The organism is Microcystis sp. CS-574, from assembly GCF_028329095.1.
GTDB lineage: Bacteria > Cyanobacteriota > Cyanobacteriia > Cyanobacteriales > Microcystaceae > Microcystis > Microcystis ichthyoblabe_A.
In genome coordinates this window covers 25,288-39,317 of the sequence record NZ_JAQMSY010000095.1, presented here as the reverse complement: position 1 = coordinate 39,317, position 14,030 = coordinate 25,288, and the positions used below count along the sequence as shown (strand labels likewise).

The 14,030-nt window shown below is 40.9% G+C and carries 14 protein-coding genes and 1 pseudogene; 3 read left to right on the top strand and 12 right to left on the bottom strand.

The annotated features are described in order from the left end of the window. Nucleotides 1-208 precede the first annotated feature (208 nt). A pseudogene (locus PN470_RS07525) lies at nt 209-649 on the bottom strand (alpha/beta fold hydrolase); the annotation flags it as partial. Nucleotides 650-867: 218 nt separating this feature from the next. Between PN470_RS07525 and PN470_RS07520 the strand changes: the two are divergent. Together PN470_RS07520 and PN470_RS07515 are read left to right on the top strand one after the other, a co-directional pair. Then, a complete protein-coding gene (locus tag PN470_RS07520; protein ID WP_271937840.1) occupies nt 868-2,037 on the top strand; it encodes a phosphotransferase in 1,170 nt (389 codons plus the stop codon). 24 nt (nt 2,038-2,061) lie between these two features. Beyond that, the gene (locus tag PN470_RS07515) at nt 2,062-3,165 is read left to right on the top strand and encodes a T3SS effector HopA1 family protein (RefSeq protein ID WP_271937838.1); all 1,104 of its coding nucleotides are present in this window, start codon (nt 2,062-2,064) and stop codon (nt 3,163-3,165) included. Nucleotides 3,166-3,318: 153 nt separating this feature from the next. On the opposite strand, the gene PN470_RS07510 is transcribed toward PN470_RS07515, so the two are convergent. Then, nucleotides 3,319-3,549 (bottom strand): hypothetical protein, encoded by a 231-nt coding sequence (locus PN470_RS07510; protein WP_306307479.1) that lies wholly within the window; start codon nt 3,547-3,549, stop codon nt 3,319-3,321. A gap of 19 nt (nt 3,550-3,568) precedes the next feature. Then, complete coding sequence (locus PN470_RS07505; protein ID WP_002738203.1) at nt 3,569-3,931, bottom strand: DUF6972 family protein; 363 nt, start codon at nt 3,929-3,931, stop codon at nt 3,569-3,571. Nucleotides 3,932-4,375: 444 nt separating this feature from the next. Between PN470_RS07505 and PN470_RS07500 the strand changes: the two genes are divergently transcribed. Further along, entirely contained in the window at nt 4,376-4,561 is a 186-nt protein-coding gene (locus tag PN470_RS07500) for a hypothetical protein (RefSeq protein ID WP_271937835.1), read from the top strand. A gap of 103 nt (nt 4,562-4,664) precedes the next feature. Here PN470_RS07500 and PN470_RS07495 read toward each other — a convergent pair whose 3' ends face one another. The 9 genes from PN470_RS07495 to clpX form a co-directional block, all read right to left on the bottom strand. Continuing rightward, nucleotides 4,665-5,402, bottom strand: coding sequence for a peptidylprolyl isomerase (locus PN470_RS07495; RefSeq protein WP_016516291.1), 738 nt, complete (start codon nt 5,400-5,402; stop codon nt 4,665-4,667). Nucleotides 5,403-5,481: 79 nt separating this feature from the next. Further along, nucleotides 5,482-7,176 (bottom strand): HlyD family efflux transporter periplasmic adaptor subunit, encoded by a 1,695-nt coding sequence (locus PN470_RS07490; protein WP_103111844.1) that lies wholly within the window; start codon nt 7,174-7,176, stop codon nt 5,482-5,484. Between the two features lie 33 nt (nt 7,177-7,209). Further along, a complete protein-coding gene (locus tag PN470_RS07485) occupies nt 7,210-9,924 on the bottom strand; it encodes a peptidase domain-containing ABC transporter (RefSeq protein ID WP_271937829.1) in 2,715 nt (904 codons plus the stop codon). Nucleotides 9,925-9,981: 57 nt separating this feature from the next. Then, nucleotides 9,982-10,560 carry a helix-turn-helix domain-containing protein gene (locus tag PN470_RS07480; protein WP_002737810.1) on the bottom strand — a complete coding sequence of 193 codons (579 nt, stop codon included), beginning with the start codon at nt 10,558-10,560 and terminating at the stop codon, nt 9,982-9,984. Between the two features lie 490 nt (nt 10,561-11,050). Next, nucleotides 11,051-11,275 (bottom strand): peptidylprolyl isomerase, encoded by a 225-nt coding sequence (locus PN470_RS07475; protein WP_139374415.1) that lies wholly within the window; start codon nt 11,273-11,275, stop codon nt 11,051-11,053. 15 nt (nt 11,276-11,290) lie between these two features. Beyond that, a complete protein-coding gene (locus PN470_RS07470; RefSeq protein WP_271937826.1) occupies nt 11,291-12,148 on the bottom strand; it encodes an alpha/beta fold hydrolase in 858 nt (285 codons plus the stop codon). Between the two features lie 5 nt (nt 12,149-12,153). Beyond that, nucleotides 12,154-12,483 (bottom strand): type II toxin-antitoxin system PemK/MazF family toxin, encoded by a 330-nt coding sequence (locus PN470_RS07465; RefSeq protein WP_016516286.1) that lies wholly within the window; start codon nt 12,481-12,483, stop codon nt 12,154-12,156. Beyond that, nucleotides 12,461-12,667, bottom strand: a complete 207-nt coding sequence (locus PN470_RS07460; protein ID WP_002737934.1) for a hypothetical protein — start codon at nt 12,665-12,667, stop codon at nt 12,461-12,463. The genes PN470_RS07465 and PN470_RS07460 overlap by 23 nt, the downstream gene beginning before the upstream one ends. A 21-nt stretch (nt 12,668-12,688) precedes the next feature. Further along, a complete protein-coding gene (clpX, locus tag PN470_RS07455) occupies nt 12,689-14,023 on the bottom strand; it encodes an ATP-dependent protease ATP-binding subunit ClpX (RefSeq protein WP_002752154.1) in 1,335 nt (444 codons plus the stop codon). Nucleotides 14,024-14,030 lie beyond the last annotated feature (7 nt).

The window sequence follows — 14,030 nt, the reverse complement described above, 5'->3', positions numbered from 1 at the left end:
TTAGGGTTTGCTGAAAAAGCTTTTCCTGGGGGCAGGGTGTGGGGTGTGGGGTGTGGGGTTTTACCGATTTTGAGGTAGTCAGTTACCTAATTTTCAGGGAAAAAGTACCTGAATTTTCTCCCCGATCTCCGCAACGGCTGGCACTTTTTGAGGGAAAAAAAGTCTAAAAGTCTTATCCAACAAGGTTTTTAGATTTATTCAGCCAGCGCTAATTAATTTCTAAAAAATCTTGCAATTTTTTTAGATAAGTAGGGGCATCTTCTAACATGGGGAAGTGAGCAGTATTAGCCATCTCCACATACTGGATATTATTATTCAAATCCGCCGCCATTTTACCCATTTTGGCAGGGATAATAATGTCTTTTTCCCCTGATACTAAAAGAGTTGGTATTTTAATCTCGGCAAATTTACCTGGCATAATTTCCACTGCTTTTTTACTCACAGATGTATAAATTGTGCCTATAGCTGCCTCGTAATCTGCCGCTAAAAAATCTTCTAAAAAAGCAATTCTTTCTGATTTTGGGATCGATCGATGCAAAAATCTCGCCATAAATAATCGATCGGCAAAAGGTACTTTTAAAAACCAATCATAACGAAACTGTACCACATACTTACCGAATTTATGAAAGGCAGCAAAAGCCGCCTTGTCCCTGTGGAGAAACCCGGTTTCTTTGCCTATAGAGCGATCGCAATTAGCCCTAAACCAATCTAACAGGTAGGTTGACTGGCGCGATTAGTTTAAGTTTAGACATAATTGTGTTAATTATGTTTTTTTAATGCAGATGAATAGCTTGGCAATAAGGCTATCATCAATTATAATTAAAATCAATAAAAACAGATCAGCGATATTTGAGAATAATTGTAATTATGAAATTTGTGTTAAGTTCTCAAAATGTTTATGACTATTTAATCGACCAAAAAATCTGCGATCGCTCACAAGAAAATCCGGGAGTAGAGCAGATTCAGGCTAAAAATTTTAACTTATTAGTGACTTTACCAGAGGGGCGAAAGTTACTGGTTAAACAAGAACAATTTATTAATTTAGAAAAGGAAACGGTGGGTGAGTTTTTTGGGGAATGGCGAATCCCCAAATTTCTAGAGAACTTTCCTGAAATTGACCATTGGCGTAGTTTTCTGCCAGAATTACTGCTCCACGATGCTGATAACTCAATTTTAGTTTCTACTTATCTGGATAATTATCAGGATTTAGCAGAGTTTTATTCTAAAGAGAATCTCTTTCCGGCTCAGGTTGCTACTCAAATCGGCAGTTGTTTGGCGACAATTCACCGTGATACCTGGAATCAGAGTATTTATCGGGAATTTTTTGTCAAAGAAGAGTTTGCTGGAAAACCGAAAGTATCTCCGCTATTATTAGAGAGTTTGGAAAGGATCGGTCCTGAAATTTTTGGTATGGCTCCGATGGATGGATTGAAATTTTTTGCACTTTATCAACGATATGATAGCTTAGGAGAAGCAGTTCATCGAGCCAGTGAAACTATTTCTCCTGTTTGTCTGACTCACAATGACATCAAGCTCAATAATATTCTTCTGAATCGAAACTGGGAAGATATTAATGGAAATGGGATCCGGTTGATTGATTGGGAAAGGTCTGATTGGGGAGATCCAGCATTTGATTTGGGAATGGCGATCGCTAGTTATTTACAAACCTGGTTGGGTAGCTTAGTGATTAGTAATTCTCTCAGTATTGAAGAATCTTTGCGACTAGCCACTACTCCCCTAGAATTACTGCAGCCATCTATCGGTGGGTTAACTTTAGCTTATTTAGAAACTTTCCCAGAAATCTTAGAATATCGTCCTGATTTCTTAAAGCAAGTAGTCCAGTTGGCTGGTTTTTCTTTAATTATTGCAATTTTAGCAATGGTTCAGTATCAAAAAATCTTTAATAATACTGGAATTGCTATGCTTCAGGTAGCCAAGGCTTTGTTATCTCGTCCTGAATCATCAATGCCTACGATTTTTGGGGCTACTGCTACTCAGTTAAATCAGATAAATTCTTCTGTTGTTGGCCAAGTTTAATATCGTTGAGTATCTTGAAAAATTATGTCATTACTTAATTCTCAATTCCATCATTTAGCCCCTGAGGTTAGAGGTCGGTTAAAGGAAGTTTTGTTAGATATTGCTGAAAATGTCGAAATTTCCGCTAATTTTTCGATTCGTCATCCTGATTATCAACCCTGGGAACTGCCTGCTGAGATGTTGTCTAGGATTCAGGCTTTACCGAAGGAAATACAGGATAAATATATGAGCTTACAGTTGAGGAGTTTTCTTTATGGCATTTATTATAATGGGTCGATGCAAGCATCGCAAGCATTAGGTTCTGAGAATAAGGGTCAGCAATTAGATTTGGAGAATAATAGTTTTGCTGGCGTAGCTATGGACTTTTATTTACAGTTGGAAGAAGCGAATAAGGGTGAGGGTTATTTTGATTCGGGTTGGTCGGTTTTGAGAGAAGAAACCGATGGCAGTTTGGCTGTAACTAAGGGCGGTTTGCGGTTACATATCCAAAGGGACAAGCATCTTCAAGAGTCTGAAAAAGCGGCGGCTGTGGGGGATGTTGTGTCAATTTTGATGCCTAAGAATTTGGTGCAAAATGGCTTTTATATGGCGGTGGGTAATGCCGGTTTACAGAGAGAGGAAGCGATGGTGCGGCTCTATTTTAATGTTACTCCCGAAGGCGCGGTGGCTGTGATGACTGGGTTGACTGAAAGGTTAAATGAGAGGGGGATTCCTTTTAGTTTTAAGGCTTTATATAATCCAGTTGATTATCAACGATATGATGCTGGGGTGCTTTATTTTGGCAAAACAGATTATGAGTTGGTGAGGCAGGTTGTGGCTAATGTTTATCAGCAGAATCAGTCTGTTTTTAAGCCTGAAATACCTTTATTTACTCTGGAGTTAGCACCGGGATTGGGGTTAGCGGAGGAACCGGACAAAAAGTTTGGCAGTGAGGAAAGTTTTGGGATGAATCGCTGTCAGATTATAGCCAATGGGTTGTTGATGGCTTGGCAACAGGAGGACAATTCTGCGGCGGGTCGGATTGCTGCTATTTCTGAGCAGTTTTCTGGGTTGGGGATTGATTGGCAGCGTCCTTATTTGAATGCTGATTCTGAGGATGTTTATCAGGGATTAGAGTTGGCAAGCTGATGCTAAGAGAAAATCAGAAACCGGGTTTTTACTATTTTCCTGAGTTATTCTGGGTAAAGCATAGAAAAAACCCCGGTTTCTTTCTTGGCGCAGAACTCGGAGACTCAGAAACCGGGTTTCTTTTTCGGGTAAAATAGGCTTATCGCCTTGCTTTTACTCTGGTTGGCAAAAGCGACCTGTGACTCGCTCATATTCATCTTCCAGTAACCACATAAGACTTTCTTCGTAAGTATCGCTGGTAAAGATAGATTGATAGTTTTGTGCGGGATTTTGAATCGAGAATTTACCGGATTGTTCTTTAACTAACATCAGAATATAGGGGGGTGAAAGCCAAGGATCTACCCAGATTTCGGCAAATTCCCATTGTGTTTTTTCTGTTGGCATAATTTGCGTTTTTGCGTTTTCAGGATTTTGTGGTGCGCGGTCTGGTACGAGGTATGACATGATATTTTCCTGTGCTTTTTTTTATTTTTATTTCTCCATAGTGGAGAGGGATTCTCGTTCCATCTAATTTTAGGATATACCCAATTGGTTCGGCAAAAAATAATCCATAGCGTTCGTATTTGTCTTCTGAATCTGCTGCTCCCGTTCTCTCTCCTCTTTGCTTAATTTCCTCTGCCACTCTCTCCATTGTCTGGCGATTGTTAAACAAATAGACGATTCCTTCGATTTCCAGTTCTCTTTGGGATTTTTCGGTTTCGGGTAAATGTTTGTCAATCAGACTGGTTCGGTTTTCTAGATATATTTCTCTGTTAATACCACTCATGTGATTTGTTTAACTAGCCATCTTACTATAACAAAAAGCGGTAAGGGTCGCTATGCCGTCAGGCTTATCGCCTATCTTAAAATAAAGTAGCAATCGGCCCATCGCTAAAGTTTAGTCTCATTAGGGCATAGGGCTATTTTTTTGACCCGCCACCCCCCGAACCCAGGGGAGAGAGATACAAAAAAGACATAATTGTGTTAGTTCTGTCTCAAAAACAAAGCTCGGTGATACGAAATCATGGGAATTTGCGGTCATAATCTACATGAAATTACGGTGTTTTGGTCGGTGAATTTGAGACATAATTGTGCTAGTTAGATGAACCTTAAAGTTGCTCAAGCTATTGTCATTATTTGAGAGTTAGGCAATAATAAGAGTCATAGGGAAAGGAAGAGCATAATTAATCTGATTACCTCAAAGTAAAACTTATTCCAAGAGGAAACGAAAATGGCTAATATTACTATTTCTGACTTACGTCCTGCTGGTGCAGATTTGTTCTCTGATTCTGAGAGTTACCTTACTGACTTGACCGAGTCGGAAATGCTTGGTACATTAGGTGGCGCTGGTTCTGTCAGTATTTGTTGGCAAAATGACAAAACCCAAATACGCTCTATCACTATTTGTTGGGCTTAGAAAAACTCCAGGTTCTTGTTAAGAAACTAGCCCAGTTTTTACTAAAATCTCTCTATCATCCAGTTAGGTTGACCTGACTGGATTATATTCGTGTTAGTGCTATTCATCCCAAATTACTGACAACTGACACTGACTCAATTTGATTGATAATCCACTCGCCAAACAACTCTGAAACAATTTGATAGCGTAACTTATTATCTAACTCGGCCTGAAGGATCTCCTCCACCAAAATCAAATGCACTCCCTTAGAAGTCACAATCGGTTTAAGAACCTCTGGTGGTGTCGCCGCAAAAACAGCCGATGAAATCTCTGACTTCAAATCTTTACGAGACAATATTCCTCGATATCCTCCTTTTCGGCGTAACTCCTTATCCTCAATATACTTGTGAGTCACATCATAGAAACTCATTTCCCCTTCCTGAATAGAATAAAATAATTCCATCGCTAAATCTTCGTCTTCTAACACCACTTCATACATCACTACCCCAGCATAATCTAATTGATTTTCATAAAAGTAAGGCTCAACTTTTTCGGCAAATAGATGAGTCATCAACTTTTCGGAAATAACGGTGATGTAGGCAATTTCTTCTAAATCATCTACAGACAAATGGTGTTTCTCTAGCCAAGCAAAAGTTTCTTGTACGCCACGAAGTTTCTGAAGAAGTCTAAGAGTATCCGCCGCTTGCTGAAGTTCCTCATTATCCACAGTTATCCCGGCTTCCGTAGCTGCATCAGTAATAATCTGACGACTAACAATGGACTGGATTAAATCGGGTATTTGAAGAGATAGCTTAACTTGTTTCAGAATATCTTCAGCAGTAATGGCAACAGATTGTGACATAATCTTTCTCCGGGTAATCAAAACATTTTTATGGATTCCCGCAATTCGCGGGAATGACAGGCCCTCGAACAAAAGCTTTCTAAAATTCTAAACCTCCTTTTTGTAACTTCTTGAATGGGTCAAGAATAAAATCAATAACGCGACGCTGACGCACCACCACCTCAGCCGTGGCCGTATCTCCCGGACGTAATGGAATACAGTCATTAGCACTAGGAATACAAGTTTGATTTAAATGAATTTCTAGTTCATAAATTGCTACTCGTCCCTGAGATGTTTCTTGCATTTTGGTGGTTGGGGAAATTTTAATTAAACTTCCATCAACTACGCCATAGTCCTGAAAAGGATAAGCATCAAACTTCATCTTAACCGCCATTCCTTTCTGTAATGAACCACTTTGTGTAGTGGCCATTTCTGCTTTCAATAAAATATCCGCTTTTTGGGGCGCTATTTCTACAATCATTCCTCCTTGTTGTACCACATCTCCCACCCCAGTAATCGGCAAACTAAAAATAGTGCCTCCTTCTTGGGCTCTAACAATCCGTTTCTCTAACTCAAACTTCAAAGAATCAATTTCTTTCTTTGTTTGCGTCACCTCAGATTTAAGACTACTGATTTGGCTATCCAAACTTTTTAGCTGTTCTTGAATTTTAGACAGAGCAATTTCCCCCGCATGAGTAAGGGTTTGAACACTATTCTCTTGCTCGGCTAAACGCAACTTCGCTTGCTCAATGTCCGCTTCCCCTTGATTAACAATTCTCTGATAAATCCTCTTTTGTTCGATTAATCGTAACTCTGCTTGCTCAATATCCGCCTTCCCTTGATTAACAATTCTCTCATAACTGCTTTTCTGCTCTTCTAATCGCAGTCTGGCTTGCTCAATATCTGCTTGACTTTGCTTCCAAATACTTTGTCTTTCATCGGCGATATTTTCCTGTTCAACGACCCGAACTTCCGCTATCACCCCATTATGGAAAAGATTCTGGTAACGTTCGACTTCCCTCAAGGCTTTTTGTAAGCGCAATTCTGCTAAATTATAAGCGGTGTTGCTATCCTCTAACTGTTGTTTGGCTTGGGCAACTTGAGTCAGTTTCTCTTCTCTTTGTAAATTTAAGGTTCTTCTGAGTGCTGCCAGATTTTGCTCCGCTTGAGCAATTTGAGTCAGTTTTTCCTGTTCTTGCAAATTGTATGTTGTCTTAAGAGACTGAAAGGTTTGTCGAGCTTGTTCTACCTGAGATAGTTTCTCTAATTGTTGGGACTGATTTTGCCGTTCTTGGGTACGCAGTTCGGTTTCTAGTTGATTTTTTTGTTGCTTTAGTGCATTCAGCCGATTATTTTGACTTTGTAGTTGAATTTGCAGTTGGGTAATTCGCTCACGAATAGGGAGACTGTCCAGTTCCATTAAAATATCCCCAGCTTTTACCATGTCTCCTTCTTCAATATTTAGCATTTCAACTTTAGCCGTTTGGGAATTAAGAGCCGCAGATGTATAGGTTAAATTTAGCTTTTGCTTAATTGTACCACCTTGCGGTTCTAACCGTCCCCTAGCACTACCCGTTTCATCTACCCGAGACAACATTCCCCAAGGCAAAGCGATCGCCACAAAAACGATTAAAAAATAGAGCAGTCCTCGCGTCCACCGCTGAGGTAACGCATCCAACAGTTCCTTTGTGGCAAAAGACCAATCCGCCGAAGAATTTAGGTTACTTCCTGGTAGATTTTGGTCGCTTTTACGACCATTTAAGTCTGCTTGGTTAATCTCATTAAACTGGGTCATAATTTATGAAAATCTTGCTCAGATTTATGAACATTAGTTAAGTTGCTGGTGATTTAAATAGTAATAATGCGCTTTTTTTGCCATTAACTGCTCGTGATTTCCTTGCTCTATTAATACTCCTCTATCTAAAACTAAAATTATATGAGCATTTCTAACGGTAGATAAGCGATGGGCAATAATTAATGTAGTACGTCCCTTAAGAATTCTATTCAAATTAGTCTGAATAATTCGCTCCGACTCCACATCTAAGTGGGAAGTTGCCTCATCAAAAATCAATAGACGAGGATTGCCTAATAACGCCCTAGCGATGGCTAATCTTTGCCGTTGACCACCAGACAATAACCCTCCACCTTCACCAATCTGGGTTTCATAACTCATCGGTAACTTTTGAATAAACTCGTCAGCACCTGCTAATTGAGCGGCTTCGATAATTTCCGCCTGAGTTGCAGAAGGTCGCGCTAGGGTCAAGTTGTCCCGAATTGTGCCACCAAATAAAAAAGTATCCTGGTCAACAACACCAACCCTTTGACGCAAAGAAGATAAAGAAATGCTAGTTATGTCATGACCATCAATGAAAATCTTCCCATCTGTAGGGGTATATAGCCCCAAAACTAGCTTAGAAATAGTAGTTTTTCCTGAACCAGAACGCCCCACTAAAGCTACAGTCTGTCCGGCTTTGATTTCAAAGCTGAGATTCTCTAAAACATTAGTTTCGCTTTCTGGGTGGTAACGAAATGTCACCTTGTCAAAAATAATATCTCCTCGTAAATCTGTTAAATAATAACGAGCCTGAGATTGCAAATCTTCCTCTGGTTCGGTATCAATCACATCATTAATTCGCTCCACTGCAATAATTACCTCCTGTAACTCATTCCATAGAACCGTTAACCGCTGAAAAGGGTTTATTACATTGGCAATTAACATATTAAAAGCCACCAACTGCCCGATGGTTAATTCTCCTTGAATCACTAACCAAGCCCCAAACCAAAGCAGCCCAGTGGTCACTAAAGATTCAATGGTTAAGCTAAATACTTGGAGTCGGTTGCTAATAATCTGCCCAGAAAAGTTTTTGCGAATTGACTTGTTGAGAAACTCCTCCCAACGCCAGCGCACTACTTGCTCAATTGCCAGAGATTTGACCGTGCGTACACCAGTCAAAGATTGGATTAAATAACCACTTTCTTCCGCTAAGGCCGCAAATATTTCTCTGGATATCTTTTGTAGGAAAGGAGTAGCAATGATAGCAAGCAGGAAAAAAGGTGGCACAATGACTAATGCCAGTAAAGCCATTTTCCAGCTATACCAGAACATAAGTCCCACATAGATAAAGACCGTGAGTAAATCTAATACAATAGATAGGGCTTCACCCGTTAGAAATCTCTCAATCTTGCGGTTTTCCTGCACCCTGGCCATGATATCCCCCACATAGCGAAACTCAAAAAAACGCAGGGGTAATCGGAAAGTGTGGGTAATAAATCCCACAATCATGGCTAAATTTACTTTGTTGGCAGTGTGGTCGAGGAGATATTGTCGTAACCCGGTCAAAGCAACCCGAAATAAACCAAAAATGACTAACCCTAATCCCACAGCCGTTAAGGTTAATGTACTGCCTTGAACAACTACCCGGTCGAGGAGTAACTGAGTAAATAGTGGGGTAACTAATCCGAAAATTTGAATGACTAAGGAAGCAATAAATACTTCTAGTAATACTTGACCGTGAGGACTGGCTAAATTAAAAAATTGCCAAAATGGGGTAGTATGATTTTTGAGTTCCTTGATTAAAGCTGTCGGTTGTAGGAGTAGTGTATAACCCTGCCAACCTGTTTTAAATTCTGGATATGTTAAACTCCGTTGACCAATAGCAGGGTCAGCAACAATGACTTGATTGTGAGTGATTTCATAAACTACGATATAATGTTTGCCTTCCCAGTGAGCGATTGCGGGTAATTTTTGTTTAGCTAGTTGGTCAATACTGGCTTTAACTGGTCTAGTGGAAAATCCGATACTTTCCGCCGCAGCGGATAGTCCTCGCAAAGAAGCTCCATTGGCATCTACATTAGCAATATCTCGAATGCGGTTGACACTAAACTTTTTGCCCCAATAACGGGCAACCATTACTAAACAAGCAGCACCACAGTCAGAACCACTTTGTTGCTCAAAAAAAGGATAGCGTCTAGTAATATGCTGCCATAGATGAGTAACGCGCTGAGTGGGGCTAGGGAAATAAGCCTTGTTAACTTTTTGCTTGTGGGTTTTTAGATATATTTCATCTTTGATTGTGCTAATTCCCGCAATTAGTTCCTGGTCGTCGTTTACGGATAAATCTGGTTTATTATTGATGGAAAACTTGCTTTTTTGTTCATTATCTTTAGCGGTAGCTAAATTGTACAAATACTCCTTAAATCGGGAATTTTTATGAATGATAGAGCGCAAAACTTTACCAGGAATATAACATAGCTCTGCTTGAGGCGAAACCCTGACAGCATAATCTAAAAAACCGGCTTCAGGAAACAAAGTACATTCCCCAAATAGTTGAGCCGGATGCAGGGTGCTAATTAAGTCCAGGCTACTGTTAACCAGTCTTACTTTGCCAGCGACCAAAATATATAAGCCATCGGATGCTGAGATACTTTCCAACAACAAACCGGGGTTAGGTTTTGAAAATTCAGCCGACTCAACTAAACTGGCTAAATCCTCTTCTGATAAAAATTGACCGACTAGACCAGATAGATATTCTTTGGCAGTCATTTCTCCCTCGATAGTGTTGCAAACACTTAATAGCACTTAATAGATTTTTCATGATGATTAAGAAAATGCCACCTCCTCTGGAATGTCCCTAATCACAATGCCGCTTTTACTGGATTTTTTCGGCTCATTTTTTTCAAGGTTATTCGATTTTGGTCTGGTAGATAAACCCATTTGTTTGAGTAGTCTGTTGATATGGCGATCGCTGATTTTAATTCCTAATTCTGCGCTCAGGTGCTCGCTGAGTTTCTTAGCAGTCCATCGGGAAGCCGAATAACTAAAATCACGGTGAGGGACTTTAACTTCTCTAGGGCTTTGACTGACTAACTTCCTCAAACGCTGCAAGCATTCCTCGTCTACAGTTTGAGGTCTGCCAATTGGGCCACTATTCCACTGGTGAGCCTGACCAGACTTGGCGAGGGTTATCCAATGGCGTGCTGTACTATGGGAACAGCCCAACTCTTGGCAAATTTGGGTTTGGGTTTTACCCTCATCTGCCAGCAGCATAATTTGAATTCGTTGAAAATGGCGCTTAGACAACCCTTTTTCTAGGCTTTTTTCTAAGTGTTTTCTCTGAAAAGCACTGAGAAATCGACCAGAGTTATTGGGAAAATTAATACCAGTTTGAGATGATTTCATAAGCTGATACTCATTGGCATTAGAGGATTTTGGACAATCTGCGACATCTTTGCAAAACAAAATTTGGCGTTGCGTATTTGCGGTATAAATCAATTAGACACGGGTATTACCTCGTACTCGTAGAACAGATGGTGGGCAGTTAGCACGGTGTATGTCGCCCATGCTTTTTGAGCATTATACCAGATCCTTCTGGTTTAAGTAGTCGGACATAAGTTTTCGCTGCTGTATAAAGTTTTGTAAATAGGGTAGAAAGCTGTATGCAGCAGCGAAAACCGCCTCTTTTACATTCCTTAACATAGTGTTGTTGTTCATTTATGGCTCTTCTGGTTTCTGTGTGGAAACGAGGTCTATACTGATAGTTTCTTCTTTCAAAATAGTCCTAAAAGTCCTGACCAGTAAGCATTTAACCTTACATAAGCAAAAATTATCACACAAATTTGAGAAGAGCCCAGAAGGTAAGAGGTAGTTAGATATGTGTAATTAATTTTGCTTAGGTACTTATCATCCAATTCCGCTGTATAATTTCCTCCACTAAAATCAAGCTTATCCCTTTAGCTTTCACAATAGGTTTAAGCAACTGAGGAGGTTTCGTAGCAAACACAGCAGCAGATATTTCTGGTTTTAAATCCTGGCGACGCTGTACCCCCAAATATCCACCCTGACGGCGTAACTCTTTATCCTCAATATACTTGTGAGCCACATCATAGAAACTCATTTCCCCTAGCAAACCCTAATTAATTTCTAAAAAATCTTGCAATTTTTTTAGATAAGTAGGGGCATCTTCTAACATGGGAAAGTGAGCAGTATTAGCCATCTCCACATACTGGATATTATTATTCAAATCCGCCGCCATTTTGCCCATTTTGGCAGGGATAATAATATCTTTTTCCCCTGATACTAAAAGAGTTGGTATTTTAATCTCGGCAAATTTACCCGGCATAATTTCCACTGCTTTTTTACTCACAGATGTATAAATTGTGCCTAGGACGGCATCATAATCCGCCGCTAAAAAATCTTCTAAAAAAGCAATTCTTTCTGATTTTGGGATCGATCGATGCAAAAATCTCGCCATAAATAATTGATCGGCAAAAGGTACTTTTAAAAACCAATCATAACGAAACTGTACCACATACTTACCGAATTTATGGAAGGCAGCAAAAGCCGCTTTATTATACTCAAAAATGCCATTACAGGTTAAAACTGCTTTGACCACTCTTTCGGGGTACATAGTAATAAAAAAAGTCGCCACCGATGCCCCCATAGAGTGACTATTGAGATAGACTTTTTCAATTTCCAAACTATCTAAAAACAAGGCCAAATCAAGGGCATATTCTTCTAAATCGTAGGAAAGATCGGATGATTTTTCCGGCAATTTAGACCGACCAAAACCCCGCATATCGTACAATAAACAATCAAAGCGATCGCAAATTGCCGCAGCTGTTGATCGCCAATAGCGTCCCGATCCTCCCCAACCATGAATAAACACCATCACCGGCTTTTTCTGGGCAGATTCCGACTGTCGAATCCACTCGTAATAGTGGGGAACACCGCGAACAGTGATTGTTTTATCGATTATTTGAGTTTTCATGATAGTTAGATACCTAGCCATCCTCGTAAAGAGTTTTGCAAACGTCGCGCATCTGTGTCCGATAGTCGTCCGATTCTCTTAAGGAGTAAATCTTGTTGGATTGTGTATATCCCCCGCTTAACAGCCGTCGGTACATTCAATCCCTCGTTCTCCCAATCTTCCAGCAAAAACTCGCCCTCCAGTAAATTATTGATGCGACTGGTAAGGGGAACCAGAAAAACATCCCGTGAACGGTGAGGAGAACTAACAATGATAACCGGTCTGATTTTAGCGTCCGCTAAATCTGAAAAAGGATAACGAACGAGAACGATTTCAAGCTTCGAGTAATCGTTCATAGATGTCGTCTTCCAGATTATCCCAAATCTTAGCCAGTGCAGTTTCGCTGACTTTTTGCCAGAAATCCGAGTTTGTCTCCTCCGGGATGAGGGTGACTAAAACCCTAGTACCCTCTGGAATCGGCACGGATTCGAGGAGTTCGATCCGGCCTTCTTTGACAATTGCGGGAACGGTATTGAGCATGGTTAACCTCGATTTTTCCCCTTAAGCGGATTCTTGACTGGGTAGAGAGGAAGGATGAACCAATAGATCTGCCGTGGAACGTTTTTCCACCATTTCGCGGGTGATTAAACATCGTTTCACGTCCTTGCGCGAGGGCAATTCGTACATGACATCGAGCATTAATTCCTCGACAATACCCCGTAGGGCCCGGGCCCCAGTTTTGCGACGATAGGCCTCTTGGGCGATCGCTAGGACGGCATCAGATTTAAACTCTAACTGTACATTGTCCATCTTCAACAGTTTTTGATACTGTTTCACCAAAGCGTTGCGGGGTTGCGTCAGGATAGCGATTAAAGCTTCCTCATCCAGGGGTGAAAGCGCCGCTAGGACGGGAATCCGACCGACAAACTCCGGAATCATGCCAAATTTGACTAAATCATCGGGAGTCATTTGTTTTAATAACCCTGCCGCTACCTTATCCTTACTAGCTTGGCCATCTCCCGGTTGAATAAAGCCCATGGATTTTTTACCGAGACGCTGATCGATCACCTTATCTAAACCGACAAACGCCCCACCGCAGATAAACAGGATATTGCTGGTGTCAATCTGAATACAATCCTGATAGGGGTGTTTGCGGCCGCCTTGGGGGGGAACATTGGCGATCGTTCCCTCTAACATTTTCAGTAAAGCTTGCTGTACCCCTTCTCCGGACACATCCCGGGTAATCGAGGTATTTTCGCTCTTACGGGCAATTTTATCGATTTCATCGATGTAGATAATGCCCCGCTGCGCTTCTTCCACGTCTAAATCTGCCACTTGTAACAGACGCAAGAGAATATTTTCCACATCTTCCCCCACATAACCAGCCTCGGTTAAAGTGGTGGCATCAGCGACAGCAAAAGGTACATCGAGGATTTTAGCCAGAGTTTGAGCTAGAAGGGTTTTTCCCGATCCTGTGGGACCAATTAACAGAATATTGGATTTTTGCAGTTCGATGCTATCTTCTGGACTACCACCACCGGCTTTTTGGGTTTGGATATCTTTGAGGCGTTTGTAATGGTTATAAACGGCCACCGAAAGCACTTTTTTCGCCTCATTTTGACCAATAACGTAGTCATCGAGGTGTTTTTTAATCTCTCTTGGTTTGGGAATTTGTTCCCAAGTGGTTTTGTTTTGGCCCGATCGCCGTTTGTTGGGACGTTCCTCCACTGGGGCGACCGGACTGGGCGGTTCCATCAATTCCTCATCGAGAATTTCGTTACACAGTTCCACACACTCGTCACAGATATAGACCCCCGGCCCGGCGATTAATTTTCGCACTTGTTCCTGGGATTTGCCGCAAAATGAACACTTGAGGTGGGAGTCGTACTTAGACATAGTTTAT

Bases quoted from the DNA above. Each gene is read 5' to 3' on its own strand.
- PN470_RS07490 (WP_103111844.1), bottom strand. From the start codon at position 7,176: ATGACCCAGTTTAATGAGATTAACCAAGCAGACTTAAATGGTCGTAAA.
- PN470_RS07495 (WP_016516291.1), bottom strand. From the start codon at position 5,402: ATGTCACAATCTGTTGCCATTACTGCTGAAGATATTCTGAAACAAGTT.
- PN470_RS07485 (WP_271937829.1), bottom strand. From the start codon at position 9,924: ATGACTGCCAAAGAATATCTATCTGGTCTAGTCGGTCAATTTTTATCA.
- PN470_RS07460 (WP_002737934.1), bottom strand. From the start codon at position 12,667: ATGCTCAATACCGTTCCCGCAATTGTCAAAGAAGGCCGGATCGAACTC.
- clpX (WP_002752154.1), bottom strand. From the start codon at position 14,023: ATGTCTAAGTACGACTCCCACCTCAAGTGTTCATTTTGCGGCAAATCC.
- PN470_RS07500 (WP_271937835.1), top strand. From the start codon at position 4,376: ATGGCTAATATTACTATTTCTGACTTACGTCCTGCTGGTGCAGATTTG.
- PN470_RS07475 (WP_139374415.1), bottom strand. From the start codon at position 11,275: ATGAGTTTCTATGATGTGGCTCACAAGTATATTGAGGATAAAGAGTTA.
- PN470_RS07465 (WP_016516286.1), bottom strand. From the start codon at position 12,483: ATGAACGATTACTCGAAGCTTGAAATCGTTCTCGTTCGTTATCCTTTT.
- PN470_RS07470 (WP_271937826.1), bottom strand. From the start codon at position 12,148: ATGAAAACTCAAATAATCGATAAAACAATCACTGTTCGCGGTGTTCCC.
- PN470_RS07510 (WP_306307479.1), bottom strand. From the start codon at position 3,549: ATGCCAACAGAAAAAACACAATGGGAATTTGCCGAAATCTGGGTAGAT.
- PN470_RS07515 (WP_271937838.1), top strand. From the start codon at position 2,062: ATGTCATTACTTAATTCTCAATTCCATCATTTAGCCCCTGAGGTTAGA.
- PN470_RS07480 (WP_002737810.1), bottom strand. From the start codon at position 10,560: ATGAAATCATCTCAAACTGGTATTAATTTTCCCAATAACTCTGGTCGA.
- PN470_RS07520 (WP_271937840.1), top strand. From the start codon at position 868: ATGAAATTTGTGTTAAGTTCTCAAAATGTTTATGACTATTTAATCGAC.
- PN470_RS07505 (WP_002738203.1), bottom strand. From the start codon at position 3,931: ATGAGTGGTATTAACAGAGAAATATATCTAGAAAACCGAACCAGTCTG.